The organism is Streptomyces echinoruber, from assembly GCF_014651135.1.
GTDB lineage: Bacteria > Actinomycetota > Actinomycetes > Streptomycetales > Streptomycetaceae > Streptomyces > Streptomyces echinoruber.
In genome coordinates this window covers 13,561-40,208 of sequence record NZ_BMWH01000018.1, presented here as the reverse complement: position 1 = coordinate 40,208, position 26,648 = coordinate 13,561, and the positions used below count along the sequence as shown (strand labels likewise).

Here is a 26,648-nt window from a genome sequence, read left to right as displayed (position 1 = left end):
AGCGTCAGGCGGTCGGGCGGCCCATCGCCCGGTAGGTCCAGCCGGCCCGGCGCCAGCGCTCCGCGTCGAGCGCGTTGCGCCCGTCCAGGACGACCCGGGCGGCGACCACCTCGCCGAGCTCCTCCGGGTCCAGCTCGCGGAACTCGCGCCACTCGGTCAGGTGCAGCACCACGTCGGCGCCGCGCACCGCCTCCAGCGCCGAGTCGGCGTAGCCGAGGGTGGGGAAGACCCGGCGGGCGTTCTCCATGCCCTTCGGGTCGTACACCGTGACCTGGCCGCCCTGCAGGTGGATCTGCCCGGCGACGTTCAGGGCGGGCGAGTCGCGCACGTCGTCGGAGTCCGGCTTGAAGGTGGCGCCGAGCACCGCGACCCGCTTGCCGAGGAACGGCCCGCCGCCCAGGGCGTGCCGCGCCAGCTCCACCATCCGGGCCCGCTGCCGCATGTTGATCGAGTCGATCTCGCGCAGGAACGTCAGCGCCTGGTCCGCGCCCAGCTCGCCGGCGCGCGCCATGAACGCCCGGATGTCCTTGGGCAGGCAGCCGCCGCCGAAACCGATGCCGGCGCGCAGGAACTTCCTGCCGATCCGGTCGTCGTACCCGATGGCCTCCGCCAGCTTGGCCACGTCACCGCCCGCGGCCTCGCACACCTCCGCCATCGCGTTGATGAAGGAAATCTTGGTGGCGAGGAAGGAGTTCGCGGCCGTCTTCACCAGCTCGGCCGTCGGGAAGTCGGTCACGACCAGCGGGGAGCCCTCGGCGATGGGCGTGGCGTACACCTCGCGCAGCAGCTTCTCCGCACGCTCGCTGCGCACGCCGATGACGATGCGGTCGGGGTGCAGCGTGTCCTCGACGGCGTAACCCTCGCGCAGGAACTCCGGGTTCCAGGCCAGCTCCGCGTCCTGTCCGGCCGGCGCCAGCTCCGCCAGCACCCGGGCCAGCCGGTCCGCGGAGCCGACCGGCACGGTCGACTTGCCGACGACCAGGGCGGGACCGGTCAGGTGCGGGGCGAGCGAGGTGATCGCGGCGTCCACGTAGCTCATGTCGCAGGCGTACTCGCCGTGCTTCTGCGGCGTGTTCACGCACACGAAGTGCACATCGCCGAAGGCGGCGACCTCCGCCCAGTCGGTGGTGAACCGCAGCCGCCCGCTGGAGCCCTCCAGGCCGGCGACGTGCCGGCGCAGCAACTCGTCCAGCCCCGGCTCGTACAGGGGTGCCTCACCGCGCCGCAGCGTCTCGATCTTCTCGGGGACCACGTCGAGGCCCAGCACCTCGAACCCCAGCTCCGCCATGGCCGCCGCGTGCGTGGCGCCGAGGTAACCGGTGCCGATCACGGTGATCTTGAGGGCCATGACTGCTCCTGCTCGGGACGAAGACGGGTACGGCGTCGACGGGTACGGCGTCGCTGCGGGCCCGAGCATAACGGGGGCGTGGCCGGGGCCCCTGACGGGGAAGCCTCCCGCTGTCGCCTAACTCACGTGCCGCTCATGAAGGAGGCGCCCTAAAATTTGAGTTACTTAACGGTAGTTAGCGTCCGCAGTACCCTTTCATCACACGTCACGAGCGTCTTTGGAGCGTGAGAGACCTTGGCCGGATCGGCTGACTTCGACCTGTACCGCCCGTCCGAGGAGCACGACATGCTCCGCGACGCCGTCCGCTCGCTGGCCGAGGCGAAGATCGCGCCGTACGCCGCCGCGGTGGACGAGGAGGCCCGCTTCCCGCAGGAGGCCCTCGACGCCCTCGTCGCCAACGACCTGCACGCCGTGCACGTACCCGAGGAGTACGGCGGCGCGGGCGCCGACGCGCTGGCCACCGTCATCGTCATCGAGGAGGTCGCCCGCGTCTGCGCCTCCTCCTCCCTGATCCCGGCGGTCAACAAGCTGGGCTCCCTGCCGGTGATCCTCGCCGGCTCGGAGGAGCTGAAGAAGAAGTACCTGGGCCCGCTCGCCAAGGGCGACGCGATGTTCTCGTACTGCCTCTCCGAGCCCGAGGCCGGCTCCGACGCGGCCGGCATGAAGACGCGGGCGGTGCGCGACGGCGACCACTGGGTGCTCAACGGCGTCAAGCGCTGGATCACCAACGCGGGCGTGAGCGAGTACTACACGGTCATGGCGGTGACGGACCCGGAGAAGCGCTCCAAGGGCATCTCGGCGTTCGTCGTCGAGAAGTCCGACCCGGGCGTCTCCTTCGGCGCCCCCGAGAAGAAGCTCGGCATCAAGGGCTCCCCGACCCGCGAGGTCTACCTCGACAACGTCCGCATCCCCGCCGACCGCATGATCGGCGAGGAGGGCACCGGCTTCGCCACGGCCATGCGGACCCTGGACCACACCCGCATCACCATCGCCGCCCAGGCCCTCGGCATCGCCCAGGGCGCCCTGGACTACGCCAAGAACTACGTCCGCGAGCGCAAGCAGTTCGGCAAGCCCATCGCCGACTTCCAGGGCATCCAGTTCATGCTCGCCGACATGGCCATGAAGATCGAGGCCGCCCGCCAGCTCACCTACGCGGCCGCCGCCAAGTCCGAGCGCAACGACCCCGACCTCACCTTCCACGGCGCGGCGGCCAAGTGCTTCGCCTCCGACGTCGCGATGGAGGTCACCACCGACGCGGTCCAGCTCCTCGGCGGCTACGGCTACACCCGCGACTACCCGGTGGAGCGGATGATGCGCGACGCCAAGATCACCCAGATTTATGAGGGCACCAACCAGGTCCAGCGCATCGTGATGGCGCGCAACCTGCCGTAGGCGGTCCGCGGTTGGGGACCCGCACGAGCCGGCGCCGGGGACACCCTCCGGGGTGCCCTCGGCGCTTTTCGTTCCTCAGCGGCCTCAGTTGCCGGAGACGGTGACCTTCTCGTCGTTCTTCAGTTCGTTGACCAGGGTCTTGACCTTCGCCATGTCCCACTGCAGGTTGCCGTTGGGGGCGTTGCCCGCGATCGGCATGTTCATGGACGTGCCCTCGCCGCCGCTGACGCCCTTCATCGCCCAGAACATGGAGGCCAGGTCCCACAGGGACATGTCCTTGTCGACGATGAGGGAGTCGAGGCCCGCGCCCATCGTCGGGTAGAGCTTGAAGGGGTTCAGGACCGTCGACGGGGTGGCCACCTGGTGGGCCAGCGCGGAGAGGAACTTCTGCTGGTTCTTGGTGCGTTGCAGGTCGCTGGCGGCGAACGCGTGCCGGGTGCGGACGAAGGCCAGGGCCTGCTCGCCGTTCAGCTTCTGCTTGCCCGCCTTGAAGTCGGCGCCGGAGTACTTGTCCTTGAACGGCTTGTCGATGGTGATCTCGACGCCGCCGACCGCGTCCACGATGTTCGCGAACCCGGCGAAGCCGATCTCGACGTAATGGTCGATGTGCAGGCCGGTGTTGTACTCGATCGTACGGACCAGAAGGGTCGGCCCGTCCTCGGCGTAGGCGGCGTTGAGCTTGGTGTGCCGGCCTCTGCCCTGGTAGACCTTGCCGGACGCCGACCCCTTGTACGTGGGGATCACTACGTCCGAGTCGCGCGGCAGCGAGATCAGCGTGTCGCCGTTGTCGCCGACGTGCAGGATCATCATCGAGTCCGTGCGCTTGCCCTCCGCGGACCCGGTGTGCAGCTTCTTCTTCTGCTCGTCGGACAGGCCGGCGCGGCTGTCGGAGCCGACGATCAGGTAGTTGGTGCCCTCGCCCGTCGCCGGGCGGTCGATGACCGTGGACAGGTCGACGTCGCGGTGCAGCTTGGAGTCGGCCCAGAAGTACGTGCCCACGGCGGTGACCACCAGCGCGCCGGCGACCGTGATCGCGGTCCACTTGATGCGGCGCCCCCAGTTCGGGCGCGGCCGCACACCGCCGCCGCCCGCGCCGGACCCGCCGTAGACCTGGCCGGTGTTGTAGCCGCTGTCGTACCCTCCGTCATCGCCGTAGCCGCCGCCGTGGCCCTGGCCGTCGACGTACGACGGCTGCTGCCGCGGCACCCTGCCGCCGTACTGCGCCGCCGGCGCGCCGGGACCGGCGTAGCCGCCGTGACCGGCCTGGCCGTGCCGCACCTGGCGCATCACGCGGGCGCCCTCCGGCTGGGGCTGTGCGCTGCCGCGTCCGTACCGGGTGCCGCGTCCGTCGTCGGACCATCCCTCGGGCCACTCGTTCATGGGCCCCAGTGTGCCGGGCGCGCCGGTGTCCTTCACAAGGGGCGTCGGAAAATCAGGGCCGCCCTGTTGCGAATCCGACACAAAGTCCGCGAACGGCGCCTCGGCATAAGGTGGAGGTCATGACGAAGCAGGCCCCCGTCTCGGAGCAGGAGACTTCCGACACCCCGGACACCCCGGGCGCCCCGGCCGGTCCGGCGGCCGGCGGCGCGCCGAAGACCCCGGAGGACCCCGGGCTTCCCGGCAAGCCGACCTCGGCGTCCCGGACCACCCTCAGTCACATCATGACCCACAACGACACCAACCTGCTGGGCACGGTGCACGGTGGCGTGATCATGAAGCTGGTCGACGACGCGGCGGGCGCCGTCGCCGGCCGGCACAGCGGCGGTCCCGCGGTCACCGCGTCCATGGACGAGATGGTGTTCCTGGAGCCGGTCCGCGTCGGCGACCTCGTCCACGTCAAGGCGCAGGTCAACTGGACCGGCCGCACGTCCATGGAGGTCGGCGTCCGGGTCCTGGCCGAACGCTGGAACGAGTCCACCCCGCCCACCCACGTCGGCTCCGCCTACCTCGTCTTCGCGGCCGTGGACGCCGACGGCAGGCCGCGCCCCGTCCCGCCGGTCATCCCCGAGACCGAACAGGACAAGCGCCGCTACCAGGAGGCCCAGATCCGCCGCACCCACCGCCTGGCCCGCCGCCGGGCCATCATGGAGCTCCGGGAGCGCAGGCTCTCCGAGGGTTACGAGGAGTAGCCCGGCGGCAGGAGCAGCCCGACGGGCCTCGCGCGGGCAGCCGAGGTGCCCGGTATGTCAGGTGTGCCCGGTGTGCCCGGTGAACCCGGCGAGCGGTCTCCCTCGGCCCCCCGCCCCGTCCCCGTATCTCCCCAGCCTCCCCCCGCCCCGCTCACGGTGCCGGGCACACCACCTGGTCGCCCCGCACCACGGTCGGTTCCGTCCGCACCGGGGTCTCGGCGCGGACCTCGCGGACGTCGTGGAAGTCCGCCCCGGCGATCACCCGCAGCACCGGCCCCTGCCCCGGCACCGCGCGCAGTTCGCTGCCCGGCAGGGCGGCCGCGAGGGAGCGGGCGGAGCGGTCCCAGCGGGGGTCGTGGGCGACGACGGTGTGCCGGGCGGTGCGCTCGGCGGCGTCGACGGGCCGGCCGGTGGTGCGGAAGCCGGCGCCGGCGAGCGCGGCGTCCACGCGCCGCCCGAGTCCCTTGATCCTTGTGCCGTTCTCCACCTGGACCCGGATCTGCCCCGGTGCCACCTCCACCGGCACCGGACGCGGCCCGCGGTCCGGCGCACGGTCCGGTCCGCTGTCCGGCTCGGAGACGCGCCGCCCGGCCAGCGGGCGGTCCTCGCGCAGGGCGGCGAACAGCCGCGCCGCCCCCTCCTGGTCCCACTTGAGCGTCGAGCCGATGCCCTTGACGACTCCCATCTGCGCGACGGGGACGGTGGCGAACTCCGAGGAGCGCGGGGAGAAGTCGCGCATCGCCCGCCCGAGATCGAGCAGTTCACCGGTGCCGAAGCCCCGGTCGGCGCGGACCGAGCCGAGCACGGCCCGGGTGACGTCGCGGAACTTCAGCGGGTTCAGCAGCACCCCGGAGGAGGTCGCCCGGTCGACGAGCGCGGCGAGGAAGCGCTGCTGGCGTTCCATGCGGCCGAGGTCGGAGGCCGCGTCGACGTGCCGGGCCCGCACGTACTGCAGGGCCTGCCCGCCCGTCAGGGTGTGGGTGCCGGCGGGCAGGTCGAGGCCGGTGTAGCCGTCCTTCAGCGGGTGGGTGGTGCACACCTGCACGCCGCCGAGGACGTCGACGGTGCGCATGAAGCTGGTGAAGTCGACCTCCAGGTAGTGGTCGATCTTCAGATGGGTCATGTCCTCCACGGTCCGCACGGTCAGCTGCGGGCCGCCCTCGGCGTAGGCCGCGTTGAGTTTCAGCGGGTGCGGTCCGTGCGGGCGGCCGGTGGCGGGGTCGGTGTGCGCGGGCGCCTCGGCGTAGGAGTCGCGGGGCAGGCTGACGACGCTGGCGCGCTGCCGGTCCTCGGAGATGTGCACGATCATCATCGTGTCGGTGCAGTGGCAGGGCTGGCCGCCCAGCCGGTACCGGCGCCGCAGCGCCTCGCTCACCCTGTCCCGGCCGTCGGTGCCCACCAGCAGCACGTTCATGCCGTGACCGGCCCGGGGCCGGTTCTTCATGTCCTTGAACGGGTCGACGCGGGTGATGGTCGCGTCCAGGCTGCTGATCACCAGGTGCCCGATCCCGGCCGAGGCCAGCGCCACCGCCGACAGCGTGGCCATCGCGCGCATCGCCCAGCGCGGCCGGCGGCGCGGCGCGGGGGGCCACGGCGGCCGGTGCGTCCGGTCCGGTGCCGGCCGGCCGCCGCGGGGGCGGGGGCGGCCGGCACCGGACCGGGCGGGGGAGCGGGGCGGCGTGCTGGGCATGGAAACCTCCGCTGGGGCCGGCTGGGGCCCGAAGCCGTACGTGGGATCCGTGAGCACCGTAGGCCCATACGATCTGCTGACCGGGGCAGCGGCCCCGGCGGCGCGCACCGGTGTCGCCCGTTCGCGGTAACGTGAGCACCGATGAACGCCAAGTCCGACGTGCGGCACCCCGCCGTGTCCGTGATCATGCCCGTCCTCAACGAGGAGCGGCATCTGCGTCAGGCCGTCCACGCGATCCTCGCGCAGGAGTACGACGGCGAGCTGGAGGTCGTGATCGCCCTCGGTCCGTCCACGGACCGCACGGACGAGATCGCGGCCGAGCTGGTCCGCGAGGATCCGCGCGTGCACACGGTGCCCAACCCCTCCGGCCGCACCCCGGCCGCGCTGAACGCCGCGATCAAGGCCTCCCGCCACCCGGTGGTGGTCCGGGTCGACGGCCACGGCATGCTGTCGCCGAACTACATCGCCACGGCCGTGCGGCTGCTGGAGGAGACCGGCGCGCAGAACGTCGGCGGCATCATGCACGCCGAGGGCGAGACCGCCTGGGAGAAGGCCGTCGCCGCCGCCATGACCTCGAAGATAGGCGTGGGCAACGCCGCCTTCCACACCGGCGGCGAGGCCGGCCCCGCCGAGACGGTGTACCTCGGGGTCTTCCGCCGCGAGGCGCTGGAGCAACAGGGCGGCTACAACGAGGAGTTCATCCGTGCCCAGGACTGGGAGCTGAACTTCCGCATCCGTGAGGCGGGCGGCCTGATCTGGTTCTCGCCCGAGCTGAAGGTGTCCTACCGCCCCCGCCCCACCGTCCGCGCCCTGGCCAAGCAGTACAAGGACTACGGCCGTTGGCGGCACGTGGTCGCCCGCTACCACGCCGGTTCCATCAACCTGCGCTACCTGGCCCCGCCGACCGCTCTGTGCGCCATCGCCGCCGGGCTGGTCGTGGGCGCCGTCCTCACCCCGTGGGGCCTGGTCGTCCCCGGCGGCTACCTCGCCGCCATCCTCCTGGGCTCGATACCGGCGGGCCGCGGCCTGCCGTGGAGGTCCCGCCTGCAGATCCCCGTCGCCCTCGCCACCATGCACATGTCCTGGGGATGGGGCTTCCTGACCAGCCCCCGGTCCCTGGCGAAGAAGGTCATCGCCTCCCGGCGGCCCGCGGTCACCGCCGCCGACGGCGGCTGACCGGACGCGGAGCGCCGGGAGGCGCGGAAGACGGACACGGAGCGCCGGGAGGCGCGGAAGACGGACGCGGAGCGCCGGGAGGCCCGGAAGACGGGCATCGAGCGCCGGGAGGCCCGGACCCCTACCAGGTGAAGTCCGGGTTGACGTGCATGCACTGGCTGGTGTCGGCACCGTTGATCGCCTGTGCCGACGCGGGGGTCTTGTCGGCGGCCTTCTTCGGTGCCCGGTAGGCGGTGCCGGAGCGCCAGTCCGCGCCCACGACGAGGGTGACGCCGGAGACGTCCGTGGAGCGCTGCACCGAACTCGCCGGGATTCCCAGGGCCTTGGCCACCCGCTGGGCGTCGCCCGCCAGGTCGGCGCTCGGGTAGCGCACCACGGTGGTCTCCTGGGCGGTCGCCGCCGAGGTGTCCGCGAAGGCCCGGGTGAAGCCCTTGCCGGCCAGCAACCGGGCCACGGCGGCCGCGCGGCCGCCGACCGGGCCCAGGGTGTCGGTGCGGGTGCCGTTCTGCACCACGACGCCGATCCGGTCGTCGGGCGCGGCCGGGTCCGTGCTCGCCGCGACCTGCTTGACGGGGGCCTTCTTCTTCTTGTCCTTGCCGTCGAGGGCGATGTCCTCGCGGACCAGCCGGAACAGGGTCTGGGCGTCCTCGGTGGGCTCGACGCGCTCGCCGACGTACCGGTTGGGCATCGTCGTCATCGTGATGCGCCGCGGGGGCACCTTGCGCAGTTCGGTGGCCAGGTCGTAGAGCTTCTTGACGCTGTCCAGGCCCTTGTCGACGGTGAGCGCCCGGGTGGCCGCCTCGGCGAGAGCGCGCAGCTCGTTCGGTTTGCTGAGGGTGGCGTTGGCGCGCAGCTGGCGGACCATCGCGTTCATGTACTGGTGCTGCGCCTTGGCGCGGGCCAGGTCGCTGCCGTCCTCGAAGCCGTACCGGGTGCGCAGCCACTGCAGGGCCTGCTTGCCCTTGATGTAGGTGGTGCCCTTCTTCAGCTTCAGGCCCGAGCCGTGGCCGGAGGAGGTGTGGGAGTAGACGTTGGCGTCCACGCACACGGGTACGCCGCCGACGGCGTCCGCCATCGACACCACACCCGAGAAGTCGATCATCATGAAGTGGTCGATGTGGATGTCCGTCAGCTTCTCCCACGTCGCCACCGTACAGCCCGGACCGCCGCGTCCCAGCGACTCGTTGGTCATCAGCCGGCCCGTCGTCGCCGGGTAGACCTTGCCGTCGGGAGCGGTGCACTTGGGGATCTGCACCAGCGTGTCGCGCGGCATGCTGATGACCGACATGTTGCTGCGGTCCGCGGAGACGTGGACGAGCATCTGCACGTCCGCCAGGGGCGTGCCGCCGAACGTCTCGCGGGCGCCGCCGAGTTCCTGGTTCTCCTTGGTGTCCCGCGCGTCGGACCCGATCAGCAGGATGTTCAGCGGCTTCTGACCGGCCGCGTTCGCCTGGGTCTCGGCCGCGCGGTCCTTGGCGTCGCCGAGGTTGAGGTCGTCCTTCCTGATGTTGCCGTTGAGGTGCTGGTAGTAGAGGTAGCCGGCGCCCGCGGTGCCCAGTATCACCACCGCCAGGACCGTCGCCGACCAGCGCAGCACCCGGCGCCGGCGCGGCCGCGCGGCACCGGGCCGGCCCTGGCCGCCGTGCGTGCCGCCGGCCGGTCTGCCGTCGCCTTCCTTCTCGTCGCGTTCGCCCTGTTCGTCCCGCGGTATCAGGGACACGGCGTTCTTCACCGCGGGAACCTCCTCCCGCACCCGGCTCTGCGTCAACTCCCCTGCCTCCCCACCCTGGGGCCTGTCCCGGGACAGGTCCTTTCCGCCACCGAACACGCCTTCGCGCACCCTGTTAGACGCGCGAAAGGCCCATAGGGTTATCCGGCGCGGCCTACTTGGCGCACTCGACCTTGTCCGCCGTGGTCTTGCGGACGTCCGACGGAGCCTTCGTCGGCGGGGTCAGCGGGACGCCCGCCCCCTTGAAGTCCTTGCCCAGCGTCAGCGTCATCGCGGGAAGGCCCTGGGAGTTGGTCACGCTCTTGCCCGGCTTGAGCGCCGAACCGGGCAGTCCCATGATGGCGGCCAGCCGGCGCGCCTGGGCCGCCTGGTCGGGCGCGTACTCCAGCGTCGTCCTACCGGCCTCGCCGGGAGCGTTGCCCGCGTTCTCGGACTTGGTCACGCCCTCATCATTCTGCAGCCAGGTAAGAGTTTCCTGTGCGCTGCCGGCGGGGGCTCCGCCGTTGAGGATCCGCACCCGGACCTCGGAGGCGGGGGCCTGGGTGCCCTTGAGGCGGTCGGCGGCGGCGTCCTTCGCCGCCTTCTCCTTCTTCTTGACCTCCGTGAAGGACACGTCGTCCCTGATCATCTGGAAGACCTGCTGGGCCGACGGGTTCTTCAGCACCACCGTCGCGTGCACCTTCTCCGCCGGGTTGTCGACCACCGGGACCGTCGTGAAGGTGAGGTTCTTGACGTTGAGCTTGCCCAGCTCCATCCCCAGGTCCTTCAGCTTGCCGATGCTGTCGAGCTTGGAGTCGACGGTCAGCGCCTTGGTGCCCGCCTCCGCGAGCTTGAGCATCTTCGACGGGTTGGTGAGGGTGTCGTTCGACTTCAGCTTGCGCATCAGCGCGCTGAGGAACTGCTGCTGGATCTGGATGCGGCTCAGGTCGCCGCCGAAGCCCACGGAGTGCCGGGTGCGCACGAACGCCAGCGCCTGCTCGCCCTCGATCGTGTGCCTGCCCTTGGACAGCTTCAGGTGCGAGTCCGGGTCGTTGATGTCCTTGCCCAGGCACACCTCGACGCCGCCGACCGCCGTGGTCAGCGTCTTGACCGCGTTGAAGTCGGCGACCATGAAGTCGTCCGGGGTGATGCCGGTCAGCTCGGTGACCGTGCGCATGGTGCAGGAGGGGGTACGGCCGTCCTGGCCCAGGCTGGTGTTGAAGCGGACGTTGTCCGTGCCGCGGATGACCCTGGTGGTGCCGTCCGCCTGCTTGGTGGGGCAGTCCGGAATGTCGACGATCAGGTCGCGCGGGATGCTCAGCGCGGTCGCGTTGGAGCGGTCCTTGGACACGTGCAGCAGGATCGTGGTGTCGGCGTGGCCGACGCTGCCGGAGTCGCCGTAGCCGTCGTTGCCCTTGCCGGTGCGTTTGTCGGTGCCGATGAGCAGGATGTTGATGGCCTTGTCCTTCTGGAAGCCACCGGTGCTCGCGCCGTCGTCGGAGACCGACGTGATGTTGTCGTTGAGGTGCTTCAGGTAGAGGTAGCCGGCCGTCGCGGCCGTCAGGACGACGAAGGCCATCGTGCCGCCGGTCCACAGCAGCGCCTTCTTCGCCCGCGACTTCTTCTTCACCGGCCGCCGCCCCCGCCGCCCCGGCAGCGGTTCGTCGGGGTCCGGACGGCGTCGGCGCGGTGGCGGAACGTCACGGCCGGGCGCCTCACGGGTGCGCCGGGAGGGGGCGGTCGTCGTCCGGCTGCCCGCGGTGCCGCCGGGTGCGGCCCGGCGGGGACCGGGGACCGGTGACTGCGGTGCGGAAGGGGTCAGTCGCAGTTCGTATTCGCCGGTGTTCGGATTGAGCACCCACTGGTCTGCGGGGTCGATGTTCTCCGCCCGCCCACGGCCTTGCGCGTCCACGGTCGTCCGAATCCTCCGTAGGGGCCACGCCGCGCCTTCCCCCTCAAAGGCGCTTTGGTCACACGGTCAGCCAGTGCACGACCTCGCGGCGGACCTCGCGGCCGGATGCACCGGATCGCTCACACTATCCGCCCAGTTCAGCGTTAAGCGACGCCGGTGACAAATTCCACGTCCCTACAAGCGGGCAATTCGCCCATTTCTTAAGACGTTTGTTCGTTGTCTTGGCCCCTGCTTTACCCGCGGACGCCCCGGGTGGACCGTTTCCGGCGGAACACCGGAAGCGGCGGCGGGGTGCCGACGTGCCTTCCCATGACCTTTCCGTGCCCGCCCCGGTACGCGCCGTAATCGTACGGCCGCTCGTACGGGCGGGCCTTTGCGGCGGAATGGCCCGGCGGACGGGAGCCGTACGGATTCGGTGAGGGTGTCGTGCGGACCGGTGCGGGGAGAGGGTGCGCGGGCCCGGGGCCGTCGGATCGGGGGCCGCCGGGTGCGCCGGGGCGGGCGGGGGCCGGAGGGGCGCCGGGCGCGGTCCCGGAGTGGTGGCGAGTGCCCGGGGAGTGGTGCCGAGTCCCAGGGGAGCGATGCCGAGCCTCCGGGAAGTGCTGTCGAGCCCTCAGCCCCCCGGGAGCGCTACCGCGCCGTGGCCGTGACCCGTTCGCTCTCCACCCGCTTGGCCACCGCGTCCTCCCCCAGCCGCTCCAGGTGCCGGCACAGCACGACCGACCCGCCCACGGCGAGCGGCGCGAACAGGCCGGCGCTGAGTCCGTGCCAGGTGTCGTAGGGGAGCGCGGAGAGGATGCGGGAGCCGGGACCGGTCAGGCCGAGCTCCGGCGCGTCGCCGCGCGCCCGCTCCACCACCTCCGCGCCCGTGTACTCCGCCCCGGCCACGATCAGCGCGGGCTCCTCGGGGTCGACGGGGGCGTACGGCGTGAAGAGGTCGCCCTGGCCGGGGACTTCGACGGCGTAGTCGACGAAGCCGTCCGGCGGCTGCGGGAAGCGCCCGCCGAGCGGTCGCAGGGCGAGGGCCACGCGCTCGCCGCGGCAGGCGCGCGCCGCGTCCAGCGTGTCGGGGCCGCTGACCACCACGTCGGCCGCGGCCGGGTCGCCGGCCACGTCGGCGACGGCGCCGACGGAGGAGCACGCCAGCAGCCACACCGCCGTCTGCCAGTGCGCGGGCAGCAGCAGCGCGACCCGGTCGCCGGGGGAGGCGGCGAGGTCGCCCTGCAGGAGGTTGGCGGTCTTGGCCACCCAATTGGCGAAGGTGGCCACGGACAACTCGACGCGTTCGCCCGTGGCGTCGTCGTAGAAGGTCACCAGGGGGCGGCCCGGATCCGCGGCGAGCGCGGAACGCAGCAGGTCGGCGGGGGTGCGGTCGGTGGCGTTCACTCACGCAAGCGTACGCGGCGCACGGCCGCGCACGCAGCGCGGGCGGCTCTTCGCGCCACCGGTTCGGAGCAATGTCACCCGACGTGGCGTCAACTCCGTGTTGGACAGGTTTGTATGACTATGTCCAGGATGAGGGGCATGCGCGGATTCCTTGCTTCCTCGTCCTCCCCGGCCGTCGGCCCGGCCCGGGCCGTCACCTCGCTCGGCGTCACCTGCGCGGCGGCCCTCGCCCTCCCGTTCGCCCTGCCCGCGGCCCCGGCGACCGCCCGGTCCGCCCCGGCCGCTAGACCCGCGGCGGTAGCGAGACCCGCGGCGGCTGCCGAGGCGGCCGTCGTTCCCGGCAGCACCCAGTCCCTGCCCCTGACGCCCCTCGCCCGCAGCCGGGGGGCGGCCGGCTCCGCCCCCGCGGCGGGCCTGTACCGCCGGAACGTCCACCGCTTCTCCCTGCTCGGCGTCGTCTGGGACGACCCGGACAGCGCACTGCGCGGACGCGTCCGGGTCCGCACCCGCGCCACCGCCACCGGCGCCTGGTCCGCCTGGCAGGACGTCGAGACGCACAGCTTCGACCACGCCGCCGACCCCGGCACCGCCGAACGCGCCTCGCACCGCGTGCGCGGCGCCACGGCCCCGCTGTGGGTCGGGGACTCGGACGGCGTGGAGGTGCGCGTGCAGGCGGACGCGCGGGCCGCGGAGACGGTGGGAGAGGCGGCGGGGGAGACGGCGGGGGAGACGACGGGGGAGACGGCGGGGAAGGGGGTGCGGGGGACGGCGCGGCGGGCGCCGTGGCCGGACGCCGGGAGGTACGGGGAGCGGCCGTACGGCACCGCGGCCGCCGCCGCGGGGCGGCTCGCGCGCGACGGGGACGACGGAGACGAGGGGGAGGAGGACGGCGACGGGGGCGACGACACGGCCGTCCTGCCCTCCGGGCTGAGCCTGGAACTCGTCGACCCGGGCGACGAACCCGCCACCGACGCCACCGACAGCGCCGCCGGCCCGGAGGCCCCGCACACCGGCACGATGACCACCGGGACCGTCGCCGCGTCCGCCGCCAACACCGCCCTCGCCCCGCTCGGCGCCACCGTCATCCCCGCGCTCGGCCGGAAGGCGACCGAGCGCGAGCTGCTGGCCCTCAGGGGCGACGAACTGACGCCGGCGCAGCGCGCGCAGCCGTACATCGGCCCGCGGCCGCGCATCGTCACCCGCCGCGGCTGGGGCGCGGACGAGTCCCTGCGCGAGAAGGGCTTCGTCTACACCAAGAAAGTGAAGGCGGCCTTCGTGCACCACACCGCCTCGGGCAACAACTACACCTGCGCGCAAGCCCCGTCGGTCATCCGCAGTATCTACCGCTACCACGTCCGGAGCATGGGGTGGCGGGACATCGGCTACAACTTCCTGATCGACAAGTGCGGAAACATCTACGAGGGCCGGGCCGGCGGCGTGGCGAAGCCGGTCATGGGCGCCCACACCCTCGGGTTCAACAGCAACACCACGGGGATCGCGGTCATCGGCTCGTTCGCCTCCGTCAAGCCGCCGGCCGCGGCGGTCACGGCCATCGCCCGGCTGACCGCGTGGAAGCTCGGCCTGCACGGGATGAATCCCCGCGGCAAGACATATCTGACGTCCGGCGGTGGCAACCTGTACCGAAAAGGAAAGAGCGTACGGCTGAACGTGATTTCCGGTCATCGCGACGGATACGCCACGGAGTGTCCCGGACGGCTGCTCTACGGCAAACTCGGCACCGTCCGCACGGCGGCGGCGCGCTACCAGGGCCGCTGACGGGCGAACCGGAGTCAACCGGGCCGGTACCACCGGGCAACCGGGCTGGTGTCATCGGGCAACCGGGCCGGTACCACCAATGCAACCAACCGATACAAGCAACTGATACAACCGAAAAGCGGCGCGCAGCGTCCGGAACGTGTGCAAACAAGGGTCTGCATACACTGGCCGGCCGAAGGACGTTCGGCCGGTCCCGGCAGGAAGCAGAGACGACAGGTGACAGAAGCGATCCTCCTGGTCGGCGGCAAGGGCACGCGGCTGCGCCCGCTCACCGTGCGCACGCCCAAGCCGATGGTGCGGGCGGCCGGGGTGCCATTCCTGACGCACCAGCTGGCGCGGGCCAAAGCGGCGGGCGTCGAGCACATCGTGCTCGCCACGTCCTACCTGGCCGAGGTGTTCGAGCCGTACTTCGGCGACGGTTCCTCCCTCGGCCTGCATCTGGAGTACGTCACCGAGGAGGAGCCCCTGGGCACCGGCGGCGCCATCCGCAACGCCGCCGCCCGTCTGCACTCCGCCCCCGACGACCCGGTCCTCGTCTTCAACGGCGACATCCTCACCGGGCTCGACATCCGGGCCCTCGTGCGCACCCACCGCTCCAGTGGCGCGGACGTCTCCCTGCACCTGACGAAGGTGGCCGACCCGCGGGCGTACGGCCTGGTCCCCACGGACGGGACGGGCCGCGTGACGGCCTTCCTGGAGAAGCCCCAGACCCCCGAGGAGATCGTCACCGACCAGATCAACGCGGGCGCCTACGTCTTCCGCCGCTCGGTCATCGACACGATCCCGGCCGGCCGTCCGGTCTCGGTGGAACGCGAGACCTTCCCGGAGCTGCTGTCGGCGGGCGCCCACCTGCAGGGCATGGTCGACTCGACCTACTGGCTGGACCTGGGCACCCCGGCCGCCTTCGTCCGCGGCTCCGCCGACCTGGTGCTGGGCCGCGCCCCCTCCCCGGCGGTTCCCGGCCGCTGCGGCGACCGCCTCGTCCTGCCCACGGCCACCGTCGCCCCCGACGCCAAGCTCACCGGCGGCACCGTCGTCGGCGAGGGCGCCTTCGTCGCCGAGGGCGCCCGCGTCTTCGGCAGCACCATCCTCCCCGGCGCCGTCATCGAACCCCACGCCGTCATCACCGACTCCCTCATCGGCACCGACGCCCGCGTCGGCCGGCGCAGCGTCCTCACCGGCACGGTCATCGGCGACGGCGCGGTGATCGGCCCCGACAACGAACTGAGGGACGGGGTGCGGGTGTGGTGCGACGCGAGGATTCCGGCGGGGGCGGTGCGGTTCTCCTCGGACCAGTAGAGCCCGGCGGCCGGAGTCGGCGGGACCCGGTGCCCGGAACCGCCGGGACTCGGTGGCCGGGCCGTGGGGACGGCCCCCCGGAACGGCCATCCGCGCGGTCCCGGCGTCCTCACCACCGCCCGATGTCGCCGCGCGCTCTCCGCGGCGCGCGGCGCGGCGGCACCCTGCCGCTGAGCAGGATCAGCCGCGCCGCCCGGTGCCGCTGCCCGGCGTACGGTTCGAGCAGCCGCAGCATGACGGAGTCGTCGGCGTCCCGGTTCCCGGCCAGCGCCCACCCCACGATCCCCGGCAGATGCAGGTCCCCCACGGTCACCGCGTCCGGGGCCCCGTGGCTGCGCTGCACCACCTCCGCGGACGTCCACGGCCCGATGCCCGGCACGACCTCCAGCCGCGCCCGCGCGGCCTCCGGCGCCAGCCCCACCGCCTCCTCCAGCCGTGCGGCGACCCGCACGGCCCGCAGCACGGTCGACGCCCGCTTGTCGTCGACCCCGGCCCGGTGCCACTCCCACGACGGGATCAGCGCCCACGTCCGCGGCGCGGGCATGACGTGCATCCGCCCGGGCACGGGCCCCGGCGCCGGCTCCCCGAACCTCCGCACCAGCGTCCGCCACGCCGCGTACGCCTCGGCGGTGGTCACCTTCTGCTCCAGGATCGACGGGATCAGCGACTCCAGCACCAGCCCGGTCCGGGTCAGCCGCAGCCCCGGCCGCCGCCGCCACACCAGCGCCAGCAGCTTGTGCCGCGGCGTGAACGCGGACGGATCGTCGGCGGCCCCGCACAGCTCGGGCAGGTGCTCCAGCAGCCACTCGGCCCCCGGCCCCCACGCCTCGCCGCGCACCCGCCCGCCGTCGTACCGCTGCACCCGCAGCGTTCCCGGCCCGCACGGCGTCAGGCTGGCCCGCCACACGGAACCGTCCGGCAGCGCCCGGAACGTCGGGTCGGCGGGCCCGCGCCGCAGCGGGGCGAGCACCAGCCCGAGGTCGAGCGGCCCGTTGGGCGCCCAGACGCGCACCCGTCCGCCCGAGCGCACCTGCGCGGGCACGCCGGCGTACCCGCCGCGTACCGCCGTACGCGCGGGCCGGGGTGCGAAACGCCCTGCCACGAGACGGTGTCCTCGAAGTCGCCGGAGACGTACGTCCTGCCGGCCCGTCCGGTCGTCTCGTCCGGTCGTCTCGTCCGGGATCCGGGACCGGACCGGGGGCGGCCGTACGAGACTACGCGGTCACGCGACGGCTCCGGCCGCGCCCTCGTACGACGGTCCGGGCCGCGCCCTCGTACGACGGTCCGGGCCGCGCCCTCGTACGACGGTCCCGGCCGCGGCTCCGTACACGTCTCCGGCCGCGCCCCCCGGTGCCGGGCCGGGGGCCGTTTCACCGCACCTCGATGAACGCCCCCGCGTCCCGCTCCGGCCGTGGCCGGGGCTCCCCGGCCGGATGACCGACCGCGACCGCACCCATCGGGTCCCAGTCGGCGGGCAGGCCGAGGACCTCGCGCACCACGTCCCGGCAGAACATCGTCGACGACACCCACGCCGAGCCCAGCCGCTCCCCGGCGAGCGCGACCAGGAAGTTCTGCACGCCCGCTCCGGCGGCGACGACGAACATCTCCCGCTCGGCGCCGTCGCGCCGCGTGTCGCCGTAGTGGTGGGCGCCGTCCATGACGAGGCAGGGCACCACCAGGTAGGGCGCGTTGCGCAGGACGTCGCCGCGGCGGACGCGCCGGGCGATGGACTCCTCGCTCTTGCCGTCCCGCCGCAGGTCGGCGATCCAGGCGTCGCGCATGGCGTCGAGCAGCCGGGTGCGCGACTCGGGGGACTCCAGCAGCACGAAGCGCCACGGCGTCGTGTGGTGCGGCGCGGGCGCGGTGACGGCCGCGGCGACCGCCCGCCGCACCGCACCGGGGTCGACGGGCTCGTCGGTGAAGGCCCGCACGGTGCGCCGCTGGGTGACCGCCAGCCGTACGGCCTCCGACGTGCCGAGCCGGAACATGTCGTCGCGCGCCTCGCGCACCATGGCCCGCGCCCCCGGGCCGTCGTCCTCGGCCACGAGGTGGCGCAGGCCGCGCACCACGGCGACGGGCAGCCCGGCGGCCTTGCCCTTGACGAGGTCGCCGGCGGCGGCGAGTTCGTCGGCGGTGGCGACGACGGTGGCGCTGAGCGGGTTGCCGTGCGCGTCGGTGCCGCCGCGCAGGTCGTCCAGGACGCGCACCCCGGCCGCGCCGATCGCGACGTCCGTGAGCCCCGCGCGCCAGGGGCGCCCGAAGGTGTCGGTGACGAGGACGCCGACGTCGACGCCGAGGGCCTCGCGCAGCCCCTCGCGCAGGGTCCGCGCGGAGGCGTCGGGGTCCTCGGGGAGGAGCAGGACGGTGCCGGCGGGCGTGTTGGAGGCGTCGACGCCGGCGGCCGCCATGACCAGGCCCTGCCGGTTCTCCACGATCCGCAGCGGCCCGCGCCGGGCCACCACCCGGACGGTCTCGGCGTCGATCGCGGCCTCCCGGTCGGCCGCCGCGACGATCCGGCCCTCCGCCTTGGAGACGATCTTGGAGGTGACGAGGAGGACGTCCCCGTCGGCGAGGCCGGGCTCGGCCGCGGCGATCAGCTTGGCGAGGTCGTCACCCGGCTGCACCTCCGGCAGCCCGGCCACCGCCCAGACCCGGTACTCCCGGTGCTCCTCCCGGTACTCCTCCCGGTACTGCGGAGCCGTCCCGCTCACGCCTCGCGCACCTCCTCGGCCAGCGCCAGCGCCTCCCGCGCCATGGCCGCGGCCGCCTCGGCGTCGGTCATCATCAACGGCACCGCCCGGCAGCGGATGCCCGCGGCCTCGACCCGCTCGACCGCGTCGGCGTCGACGGTGTCGACGAGCCAGCCGTCCAGCAGCCCCGAACCGTAGTGCTCGGCCACCGCGGCGGCGGTGGCCTCCACGCCGACCGCGGCGAGCACCTTGTCCGCCATGCCGCGCACCGGCGCGCCCCCGACGATGGGGGACAGGCCCACGACCGGCACGTCGGCGTCCGCGATGGCCTCCCGGATGCCGGGCACGGCGAGGATGGTGCCGATGGAGACGACCGGGTTGGACGGCGGGAAGAGCACGACGTCCGCCTCGGCGATGGCCTCCAGGACGCCCGGCGCGGGCTTGGCCTGCTCCGCGCCGACCGGCACGATCGCCTCGGCGGGCACGGAGGCGCGCAGCCGCACCCAGTACTCCTGGAAGTGGATCGCCTTGCGCTCTCCGTCGAGGGTGACGGCCACGTGCGTCTCGACCCGGTCGTCGGTCATCGGGATGAGCCGCACGCCCGGCTTCCACCGGTCGCACAGCGCCTCGGTGACCGCGCTCAGCGGGTAGCCGGCCTGGATCATCTGGGTGCGCACGATGTGCGTGGCGAAGTCCCGGTCGCCCAGCCCGAACCACGACGGCCCGGCGCCGTACGCGGTCAGCTCCTCCTTGACGTGGAAGGTCTCGTCGGCCCGACCCCAGCCCTGCTCCTCGTTGATGCCGCCGCCGAGGGTGTACATCACCGTGTCGAGGTCCGGGCAGACCTTCAGCCCGAAGAGGTGGATGTCGTCGCCGGTGTTGCCGATGACCGTGACGTCCGCGTCCGGTGCCGCCCGCTTCAGGCCGCGCAGGAAGCGGGCACCACCGATGCCGCCTGCCAGAACCACAATCCGCATGGAGCAAGTCTTGCAGGCGGGACCGACAGCGCGGCGCGGGATCCGGCGGGCGTTCGTCAGGTGGCGGTCGCGCAGTGGGCCGCGTGCGCCGTGTGCGCCGTGTGTCCGTCGTGCATCGGCATCTCGGTCAGGCCGGGGAAGTACACGTGCAGGCTGACGGCGGGCTCCAGCGTGTCGTTGACGACCTCGTGGACGTACCCGGGGGCGAAGACGCGCTGCGCTCCCGCGCGCAGCGCGCGCGTGCCCCGCCCGGTCCGCTCGGTGAGGGTGCCCTCGAGCACCGTCAGGACGCCGGAGGAGCGGCCGTGGTCGTGCAGCCCGGTGCCCTGGCCGGGCAGCCAGGACAGCAGCCACACCTCGTAGCCGGGGCCGGTGCGCAGCCGGTGGTACCAGCGGGTGGTGGCGTCGTAGCGCACCAGGCGGGCCCACTGGGCGCGGTCGGCGGCGAGGGAGCGGGCCAGCCCGACGAACTCGGCGACGGTGGCCGGGTGCGGGCGCGGCTTCTGCAGCAGGTGGGGGACTTCGAGGATGTCGCCGGCGATCTGGAGGTCGCTGTCGCTGTTCATGGGGGGTGGTTCCTCGGCGGAGACGTCGGGGAGGCGGATGAAGAAGGCAGAGGGTGTGCGGGTGCCCTGAGGGATGCCCGGATGAGGCTCAGAAGGGCGGAAGGGTCGGCCGGAGCGGGGTGGGGCTCAACAGCCGGAACAGCGACAGCTACAGCGAGCGCGGGCGGCACCGAGGGACCCGGCGGTGCGGGTCGGGGTGAGTGCCGAGTTCGCGAGCATGCCCACAAGGCAATCGGTTCACACCCTCTCTGTCAACTTGGCGCCCGGTATGTGGGATGTGGTTCACCTCATCCGGTTCATCTGCCGGCTGAAAGGTTTGTTCTCGCCTCGACCGGGACACACGGGGGCTCAACCGGGTACGCAAGCGTCGTTGCGATCCCGTGATCCGACTGTGATCCGGTTCGCTTCGGCCTGCGGGTCGGAACGGGATCGAAGTCCGGGGCGTCCTCCTCGGTGCAGGCTCGGCGCAGGCGCTGCGCGGGGGCGGACTCCCTCCCGGGCCTCGTCTGCGTGTCAGGGTTTATGCCGATTAGCACACTTTCCGCATGGCCTTGGTTCCGCAGAGTGAATAAGGGGCCCAATAGCAGATCTCGGCTTGACTCGCCCGGAGCACCACACTTGTAATTTCACTCGTGTCGTTCAGCCGGTATCGGTAACGGCTGCATCACGGGGACGCGGAAAGACAGACGAGGGGCGCACATGACCGAGCTGCTGCAGCAACTGCTGGTCGACGACGCGGACGAGGAACTCGGCTGGCAGGAGCGCGCGCTGTGCGCCCAGACCGACCCGGAGTCCTTCTTCCCGGAGAAGGGCGGCTCGACCCGCGAGGCCAAGAAGGTCTGCCTCGCCTGCGAGGTGCGCTCCGAGTGCCTGGAGTACGCCCTCGCCAACGACGAGCGCTTCGGCATCTGGGGCGGCCTGTCCGAGCGGGAGCGCCGTCGCCTGAAGAAGGCCGCCGTCTGAACCGCCGTCCGGCTCTTCGTTTCTCATCGGCCTTCAGTACGGCGCTCACCCGCACGGCGTTCACCAACAGCCCGTCGCCCGGGGTTGTCCACAGGCGGCGGGCCGCCGTCGTGGCCAGCCGATAGTGTGGTCGCTCGTCCGAGACGTCCCGCGGCCCCCACGAGCCACGGGCGTCCAACCGCAGTCCACCGAACCGGGGCCCGTACCTCGATGTCCGTGCACAGCCATACGGCAGGCCATCACGACGCCGCCGCGACAGCGGTGTCCGACCCCTCCCGTTCGTCGGCGTCCGACCCGACCCGCCCAGCGGTGTCCGACCCGACCCGCCCGCCCGAGTTCCCGCGCCACGTCGTCACCGCGGTGCTCGTCGCCCACGACGGCGCCCGCTGGCTGCCCGACGCGCTCGCCGGGCTGCTCGGCCAGGAGCGCCCCGTGCAGTACGCCGTGGCCGCCGACACCGGCAGCGCGGACGACTCCGCCCAGTTGCTCACCGACGCCCTCGGCCCCGACCGCGTCCTGCACCTGGCCCGGCGCACCGGCTTCGGCCAGGCCGTCGACGAGGCCGGCCGCATCGCGCCCGTCCTCACCCCGGACGAACTGCCGTACCTGAAGCGGCCCAGCGGCTGGGACCCCGTCACCCGCACCTGGCGCGACGACGCCTACGACCTGCCCGAACTCCCCTACGGGGAGCCGGTGCAGTGGCTGTGGCTGCTGCACGACGACTGCGCCCCCGAGCCCGGCGCCCTCGCCGAACTGCTGCGCGTGGTCGAGCACGAGCACGAGATGGGCCGCGAGGTCGCCGTCGTCGGCCCCAAACTGCGCGGCTGGTACGACCGGCGGCAACTGCTGGAAGTCGGCGTCACCATCGCCAACTCCGGCCGCCGCTGGACCGGTCTGGAACGCCGCGAGCAGGACCAGGGGCAGCACGACCACGTCCGCCCGGTGCTGGCGGTGTCCACCGCCGGCATGCTGATCCGCCGCGACGTCTTCGACCAACTCGGCGGATTCGACCGGCACCTGCCCCTCATGCGCGACGACGTCGACCTGTGCTGGCGCGCCCAGGCGGCCGGCCACCGCGTCCTCGTCGCCCCCGAGGCCGTCGTACGGCATGCCGAGGCCGCCTCCCGCGAGCGGCGCACCGTCGACTGCGCGGGCCGCACCTCCGCCTCCCCGCACAAGGTGGACAAGGCCGGCGCCGTCTACACCCTCCTCGTCAACACCCGTACCGCCGCGCTGCCCTGGGTGCTGCTGCGGGTCGTGCTCGGCACGCTGCTGCGGACCGTCGCCTACCTCGTGGGCAAGGTGCCCGGACAGGCCCTCGACGAGATCAGCGGCCTGCTGGCCGTGCTGCTGCGGCCCGGGCGGATCGTCGCCGGACGGCGCCGCCGCGGCCGCCCTCAGGTCGAACGGGCCGAGCTGCGGCCGCTGTTCCCGCCGCCCGGCGCCACCGTGCGCGCCACCGTCGAGCAGGTCGCGGGCAACCTCGTCGGCCGCTCCGACCCCGAGGTGTCCTCCGCCGGACGGCACGGCGGCGCCCTGGAGTCCGGACCCGGCGGCGACGACGCCGACTTCCTGGAGATCGAGCAGTTCGCCCGCCTCAAGCGCATCGCCCGCAAACCCGGCCCGGTGCTCTTCCTGACGCTGCTGGCGATCTCCCTCGTCGCCTGCCGCGGCCTGCTCGCCGGCGGCGCCCTCGCCGGCGGCGCCCTGCTGCCCGCCCCGGCCGGCTCCGGCGACCTGTGGGCGCGCTACCTGGACGCCTGGCACCCGGTGGGCGCCGGCGGCACCGCGTCCGCGCCGCCGTACCTGGCGCTGGTCGCGCTGCTGGCCTCCCTGCTGTTCGGCTCCACCGGACTCGCCGTCACGCTGCTGCTGGTGTTCTCGGTGCCGCTGGCCGGCTGCACCGCCTACTTCGCCTCCCGCCCGCTCGTCCCCTCGCGGCTGCTGCGCGCGTGGGCGGCCGTCGGCTACGCCTTCCTGCCCGCCGTCACCGGCGCGCTGGCCGGCGGCCGGATCGGCACCGCCGTCCTGGCTGTGCTGCTGCCGCTGCTGGCACGCGCGGGCGTGGCGGCGAGCGGCCTGGCCGGCCCCTCCGGAAACCCCGGCAGTTGGCGGGCCACCTGGGCGTACGCGCTGCTGCTGACCGTCACCACCGCGTTCACGCCCATCGTGTGGCCCGTCGCGCTGGTCCTCGGCCTCGCCCTGCTCGCCGTGCGCCGCCGCGACCTCGCCGCGCACGGGCTGCGCCTGCTGGCCCAGGTGGGCACGCCGCTGCTGGTGCTCGCGCCCTGGTCGCTGACGCTGCTGCCGTTCGGCTTCTTCACCGAGGCCGGGCTCGACCTGCGCACGCCGCCCGCCTCCGCCCTCGACCTGCTCGGCGCCGGCCCGGGCGGCCCCGGCACGGTGCACGGGCTGACGCTCATCGGCATCGTCCTGGCCGCGCTCGCCGCCCTACTGCGTTCCGAACGCCGCACGGCCATCCGCACGGCCTGGGTGATCACCCTGGTCGGCTACGTCTTCGCGGTCCTGGCCAACCGCTCCGCCTGGGCCGGCCCCGCCACCCTCGTCTACGGCCTCGCCCTGCTGGCCGCCGCCGTCCTCGGCGCCGACGGGGCACGCGCGCGCGTGGCCGAGCAGAGCTTCGGCTGGCGCCAGCCCGTCGCCGCGCTGATCGCCCTCGCCTGCGCCGCCGGCCCGCTGCTCGCCGCCGCCGGCTGGATGATCCGCGGCGCCGACGGACCGCTGGAGCGGCGCGACCCGGCCCAGGTGCCCGCGTTCGTCGCCGAGGACAGCAGCACCCGCGACCGGGCCCGCACCCTCGTCCTGGACGGCGAATCCACCGCCCGCGTCGACTACATGCTCGTCCGCGGCTCCGGCACCCGCATGGGCGACGCCGAACTCGCCGCCGCGAGCGGCGACAACACCCGGCTCGACCAGGTCGTCGCCCACCTGGTGGCCGGCTCCGGCGCCGACCAGGCCGCGCAGCTCGGCGGCTTCGCCGTGCGCTACGTCCTCCTCCACAAGGGCGCCCCCCGCGAGATCAGCCGCGTCCTGGACGCCACGCCCGGCCTGACCCGGCTCAGCCAGCAGGACGGCACCGCCCTGTGGCGCGTGGAACGCGAGGTCTCCCGCGCCGCCATCGTCACCAAGGGCGGCCGGCCCCGGCCCGTCGCCGCCGGCCCCGTCGACATCCACACCACCGTCCCCGCCGGCGGCACCGGCCGCGTCCTGCGCCTGGCCGACGCCGCCGCCGAGGGCTGGACGGCCACCCTGGACGGCAGACCGCTCACTCCCACCACCGTCGACGGGTGGGCGCAGGGCTTCGAACTGCCCGCCTCCGGCGGGAAGCTGGACGTCACCTACGACGACCCCGTCGGCCACACCGCCTGGCTGTGGCTCCAGGGCGCGCTCGCCGTCGTCCTCGTCGTCCTGGCCCTGCCCGGCCGGCGCCGCGACGTCGACGACGACCTGCCCGAGCAGCAGCCCCTGCCCGCCCAGGCCGTCGCGGGCGAAGGCCGCCGCGCCCGCCGCCTGCGCGCCCAGGCGGAGGCCGAGGCACCCGCCGGGGACCCGGAGCCTGCCGGGGGCCCAGAGCCCGCCGGGGACCCGGAACCCGCCCCTGCCGTCGTCCCGCATCAGCCCGCCTACGACCAGTGGCCCGACCCGGCCGGCCACCCGGACGCCGCGTACGCGCCCTACGGCGGTGGGCAGTACCAGGAGCAGTACCGGGACGCGCCCGCCGGCTACCACCCGGCGGACCCGTATGGCGGGACGTACCAGGCCGACCCCTACCAGGGCGGCCCGTACGACCAGGGCGGCCAGTACGACCCGTACGCGTACGGGGGCGGAACGCCGCAGGCCACCCCCTACGACCAGACCTACCAGCAGGGCTACGACACCGCGTACGACCCGGCGCAGCCGCACCCCCACGGCAGCGGCGGTGAGCACCCCGACGGGAGCCAGCAGTGAACCGCACCACCCTGTCCGTCCTCGCCGCCGCGGCCGCGCTCGCCGCGGTGACCGGCCTCGCCGCGCTGACCACCCCGGCGGCCTCCGGCGACGACACCGGGCAGGCCGCGGCCCGCCTGCCCGTGGAGCGCACCAGTCTGGTCTGCCCGGCCCCCAGCACCTCCGACATCGCCGACACCTCGTACACGTCGTTCACCCCCGTCACCCGCGGCACCGGCAGCGGCGGCACCGCCCGGCTCCGGGCCGCCACCGAGACGGGCACCGAGACGGGCGGGAGCGGCGCGGGCGACACCGGAGCCGGCAAGGACGGCAAGGACGGCAAGGGGAGCGGGGAGAGCGGCGGCAGGACGGCCGCCGTGCCCGCCCTCCAGCCGAAGCAGCCCGGTACGCCGGTCACCGACGACACCTCCGGCGGGGACGCGCCCGCCCTCATCGGCACCGCCGACGGGAGGCTCGCGCCCGGCTGGACCGTGCAGGAGACCACCGACACCGCCGCCGGCACCGGACGCGGGCTGCTCGGCGTCACCTGCGCCGCGCCGGACACCGAGTTCTGGTTCCCGGGCGCCGGCACGGCCGCCGGCCGCAGCGACTACCTGCACCTGACCAACCCCGACGACTCCGCCGCCGTCGTCGACGTCAAGCTCTACGGCAAGGACGGCGCGCTGAAGTCCACGCTGGGCGACGGCATCACCGTCGCCCCGCACGCCGCCGAGCGGATCCTGCTGTCCACCCTCACCGACGAGCAGCAGGACGACCTCACCGTGCACGTCAGCGCGCGCAGCGGCCGGGTCGGCGCCGCCGTGCAGTCCCTGGACGACAGGCTCGGCGGCGACTGGCTGGCCGCCTCCGCCGACCCGGCGAGCAGCCTGGTGCTGCCGGGCATCCCCAAGGACGCCACGTCCGTCCGCCTCATCGCCTTCACCCCGGCCGACGCCGACGCCGACCTCAAGGTCCGCCTCGCCTCGCCGTCCGGCCCGATCACCCCCGCCGGGCACGAGACGCTGCACGTCAAGGGCGGCACCACCACCGCCGTCGACCTCGGCGACATCACCCGGGGCGAGGCCGGCTCCCTCGTGCTCACGCCCACCGACCGGTCCGTGCCCGTCGTCGCCGCCCTGCGCGTCGTGCGCGGCAAGGCCGGCAAGCAGGAGACCGCCTTCATCCCCGCCACCCGCGCCGTCGGCACCCGTGCGACGTCCGCCGGCAACAGCGCCAAGGGCTCCACCCTCTCCCTCGCCGCCCTGAACCCGGACCCGGGCACCGGGGGAGGAACCGCCACCGTCAAGGTCACCGCCTCCGCGGGCAGCGAGGGCGGCACGCCGGTGTCGAAGACGTACACGATCAAGGCCGGCACGACCGAGGACCTCACCCCGCCCGTCCCGGCCGGTCTGAAAGGCACCTACGCCCTCACCGTCGAGCACCTCTCCGGCGTCCCCGTCTACGCCGCCCGTACCCTCGCCGTCACCGAGGGCGGCGTGCCCGCGTTCACCGTCCAGACGCTCCCGGACGACCGGGGGACGGTGACGGTGCCCAAGGCCGAGGAGGATCTGTCGGTGCTGCAGAGGTAGCGGTGGTGGCGGTCGCCGGGGCCGGCGGTCGCTGGGGCGCGGGGCCGGTCCCGGTGTGCACGGGCCGACCCGGCGTGCTTGGGGCGGTCCCGACGTGCG

Annotated in this window: 18 protein-coding genes; 8 read left to right on the top strand and 10 right to left on the bottom strand. The window is 73.6% G+C overall.

Annotated features, from left to right (window positions below):
• Positions 1–4 precede the first annotated feature (4 nt).
• Positions 5–1,348, bottom strand: a complete 1,344-nt coding sequence (locus tag IE225_RS20415; protein ID WP_190059024.1) for a UDP-glucose dehydrogenase family protein — start codon at positions 1,346–1,348, stop codon at positions 5–7.
• A 234-nt stretch (positions 1,349–1,582) separates the two neighbouring features.
• On the opposite strand from IE225_RS20415, the gene IE225_RS20410 reads away from it, so the two are divergent.
• Complete coding sequence (locus IE225_RS20410; protein WP_268250008.1) at positions 1,583–2,740, top strand: acyl-CoA dehydrogenase; 1,158 nt, start codon at positions 1,583–1,585, stop codon at positions 2,738–2,740.
• An 84-nt stretch (positions 2,741–2,824) separates the two neighbouring features.
• On the opposite strand, the gene IE225_RS20405 is transcribed toward IE225_RS20410, so the two are convergent.
• Complete coding sequence (locus tag IE225_RS20405) at positions 2,825–4,120, bottom strand: LCP family protein (RefSeq protein ID WP_190059023.1); 1,296 nt, start codon at positions 4,118–4,120, stop codon at positions 2,825–2,827.
• A 119-nt stretch (positions 4,121–4,239) separates the two neighbouring features.
• Between IE225_RS20405 and IE225_RS20400 the strand changes: the two genes are divergently transcribed.
• Positions 4,240–4,869: an acyl-CoA thioesterase gene (locus IE225_RS20400; RefSeq protein WP_190059022.1), complete on the top strand. Its 630-nt coding sequence runs from the start codon at positions 4,240–4,242 to the stop codon at positions 4,867–4,869.
• A 151-nt stretch (positions 4,870–5,020) separates the two neighbouring features.
• Here the strand turns inward: IE225_RS20400 and IE225_RS20395 are convergent, their stop codons facing one another.
• Positions 5,021–6,559, bottom strand: a complete 1,539-nt coding sequence (locus IE225_RS20395; RefSeq protein WP_190059021.1) for an LCP family protein — start codon at positions 6,557–6,559, stop codon at positions 5,021–5,023.
• 141 nt (positions 6,560–6,700) lie between these two features.
• Here IE225_RS20395 and IE225_RS20390 point away from each other — a divergent pair, with 141 nt between their 5' ends.
• On the top strand, positions 6,701–7,735 hold the full coding sequence (locus IE225_RS20390; protein WP_190059020.1) for a glycosyltransferase family 2 protein: 1,035 nt from the start codon (positions 6,701–6,703) through the stop codon (positions 7,733–7,735).
• A 121-nt stretch (positions 7,736–7,856) separates the two neighbouring features.
• Here the strand turns inward: IE225_RS20390 and IE225_RS20385 are convergent, their stop codons facing one another.
• The 3 genes from IE225_RS20385 to IE225_RS20375 form a co-directional block, all read right to left on the bottom strand.
• Positions 7,857–9,467 carry an LCP family protein gene (locus tag IE225_RS20385; RefSeq protein ID WP_229879827.1) on the bottom strand — a complete coding sequence of 537 codons (1,611 nt, stop codon included), beginning with the start codon at positions 9,465–9,467 and terminating at the stop codon, positions 7,857–7,859.
• Positions 9,468–9,618: 151 nt separating this feature from the next.
• Entirely contained in the window at positions 9,619–11,355 is a 1,737-nt protein-coding gene (locus IE225_RS20380) for an LCP family protein (protein WP_190059018.1), read from the bottom strand.
• A 630-nt stretch (positions 11,356–11,985) separates the two neighbouring features.
• Positions 11,986–12,741, bottom strand: a complete 756-nt coding sequence (locus IE225_RS20375) for a TIGR03089 family protein (RefSeq protein ID WP_190059017.1) — start codon at positions 12,739–12,741, stop codon at positions 11,986–11,988.
• Positions 12,742–12,879: 138 nt separating this feature from the next.
• Between IE225_RS20375 and IE225_RS20370 the strand changes: the two genes are divergently transcribed.
• Both IE225_RS20370 and manB read left to right on the top strand, forming a co-directional pair.
• Positions 12,880–14,517, top strand: coding sequence for a peptidoglycan recognition protein family protein (locus tag IE225_RS20370; RefSeq protein WP_229879825.1), 1,638 nt, complete (start codon positions 12,880–12,882; stop codon positions 14,515–14,517).
• 216 nt (positions 14,518–14,733) lie between these two features.
• Entirely contained in the window at positions 14,734–15,816 is a 1,083-nt protein-coding gene (gene manB / locus IE225_RS20365) for a mannose-1-phosphate guanylyltransferase (protein WP_190059015.1), read from the top strand.
• Between the two features lie 109 nt (positions 15,817–15,925).
• Here manB and IE225_RS20360 read toward each other — a convergent pair whose 3' ends face one another.
• The 4 genes from IE225_RS20360 to IE225_RS20345 form a co-directional block, all read right to left on the bottom strand.
• Positions 15,926–16,918 (bottom strand): DNA-3-methyladenine glycosylase family protein, encoded by a 993-nt coding sequence (locus IE225_RS20360; RefSeq protein WP_190059014.1) that lies wholly within the window; start codon positions 16,916–16,918, stop codon positions 15,926–15,928.
• Between the two features lie 268 nt (positions 16,919–17,186).
• Positions 17,187–18,527: a coenzyme F420-0:L-glutamate ligase gene (locus IE225_RS20355; RefSeq protein ID WP_190059013.1), complete on the bottom strand. Its 1,341-nt coding sequence runs from the start codon at positions 18,525–18,527 to the stop codon at positions 17,187–17,189.
• Positions 18,524–19,483, bottom strand: coding sequence for a 2-phospho-L-lactate transferase (cofD, locus tag IE225_RS20350; protein WP_190059012.1), 960 nt, complete (start codon positions 19,481–19,483; stop codon positions 18,524–18,526). Before cofD ends, IE225_RS20355 begins: the two co-directional genes overlap by 4 nt.
• A gap of 56 nt (positions 19,484–19,539) precedes the next feature.
• On the bottom strand, positions 19,540–20,049 hold the full coding sequence (locus tag IE225_RS20345) for a cysteine dioxygenase (RefSeq protein ID WP_190059011.1): 510 nt from the start codon (positions 20,047–20,049) through the stop codon (positions 19,540–19,542).
• Between the two features lie 699 nt (positions 20,050–20,748).
• Between IE225_RS20345 and IE225_RS20340 the strand changes: the two genes are divergently transcribed.
• From IE225_RS20340 to IE225_RS20330, 3 genes are all read left to right on the top strand, one after another.
• A complete protein-coding gene (locus IE225_RS20340) occupies positions 20,749–21,012 on the top strand; it encodes a WhiB family transcriptional regulator (protein ID WP_190059010.1) in 264 nt (87 codons plus the stop codon).
• Between the two features lie 210 nt (positions 21,013–21,222).
• Entirely contained in the window at positions 21,223–24,981 is a 3,759-nt protein-coding gene (locus IE225_RS20335) for a glycosyltransferase family 2 protein (protein ID WP_190059009.1), read from the top strand.
• Complete coding sequence (locus IE225_RS20330; protein WP_190059008.1) at positions 24,978–26,549, top strand: DUF5719 family protein; 1,572 nt, start codon at positions 24,978–24,980, stop codon at positions 26,547–26,549. The genes IE225_RS20335 and IE225_RS20330 overlap by 4 nt, the downstream gene beginning before the upstream one ends.
• Positions 26,550–26,648: the final 99 nt, after the last annotated feature.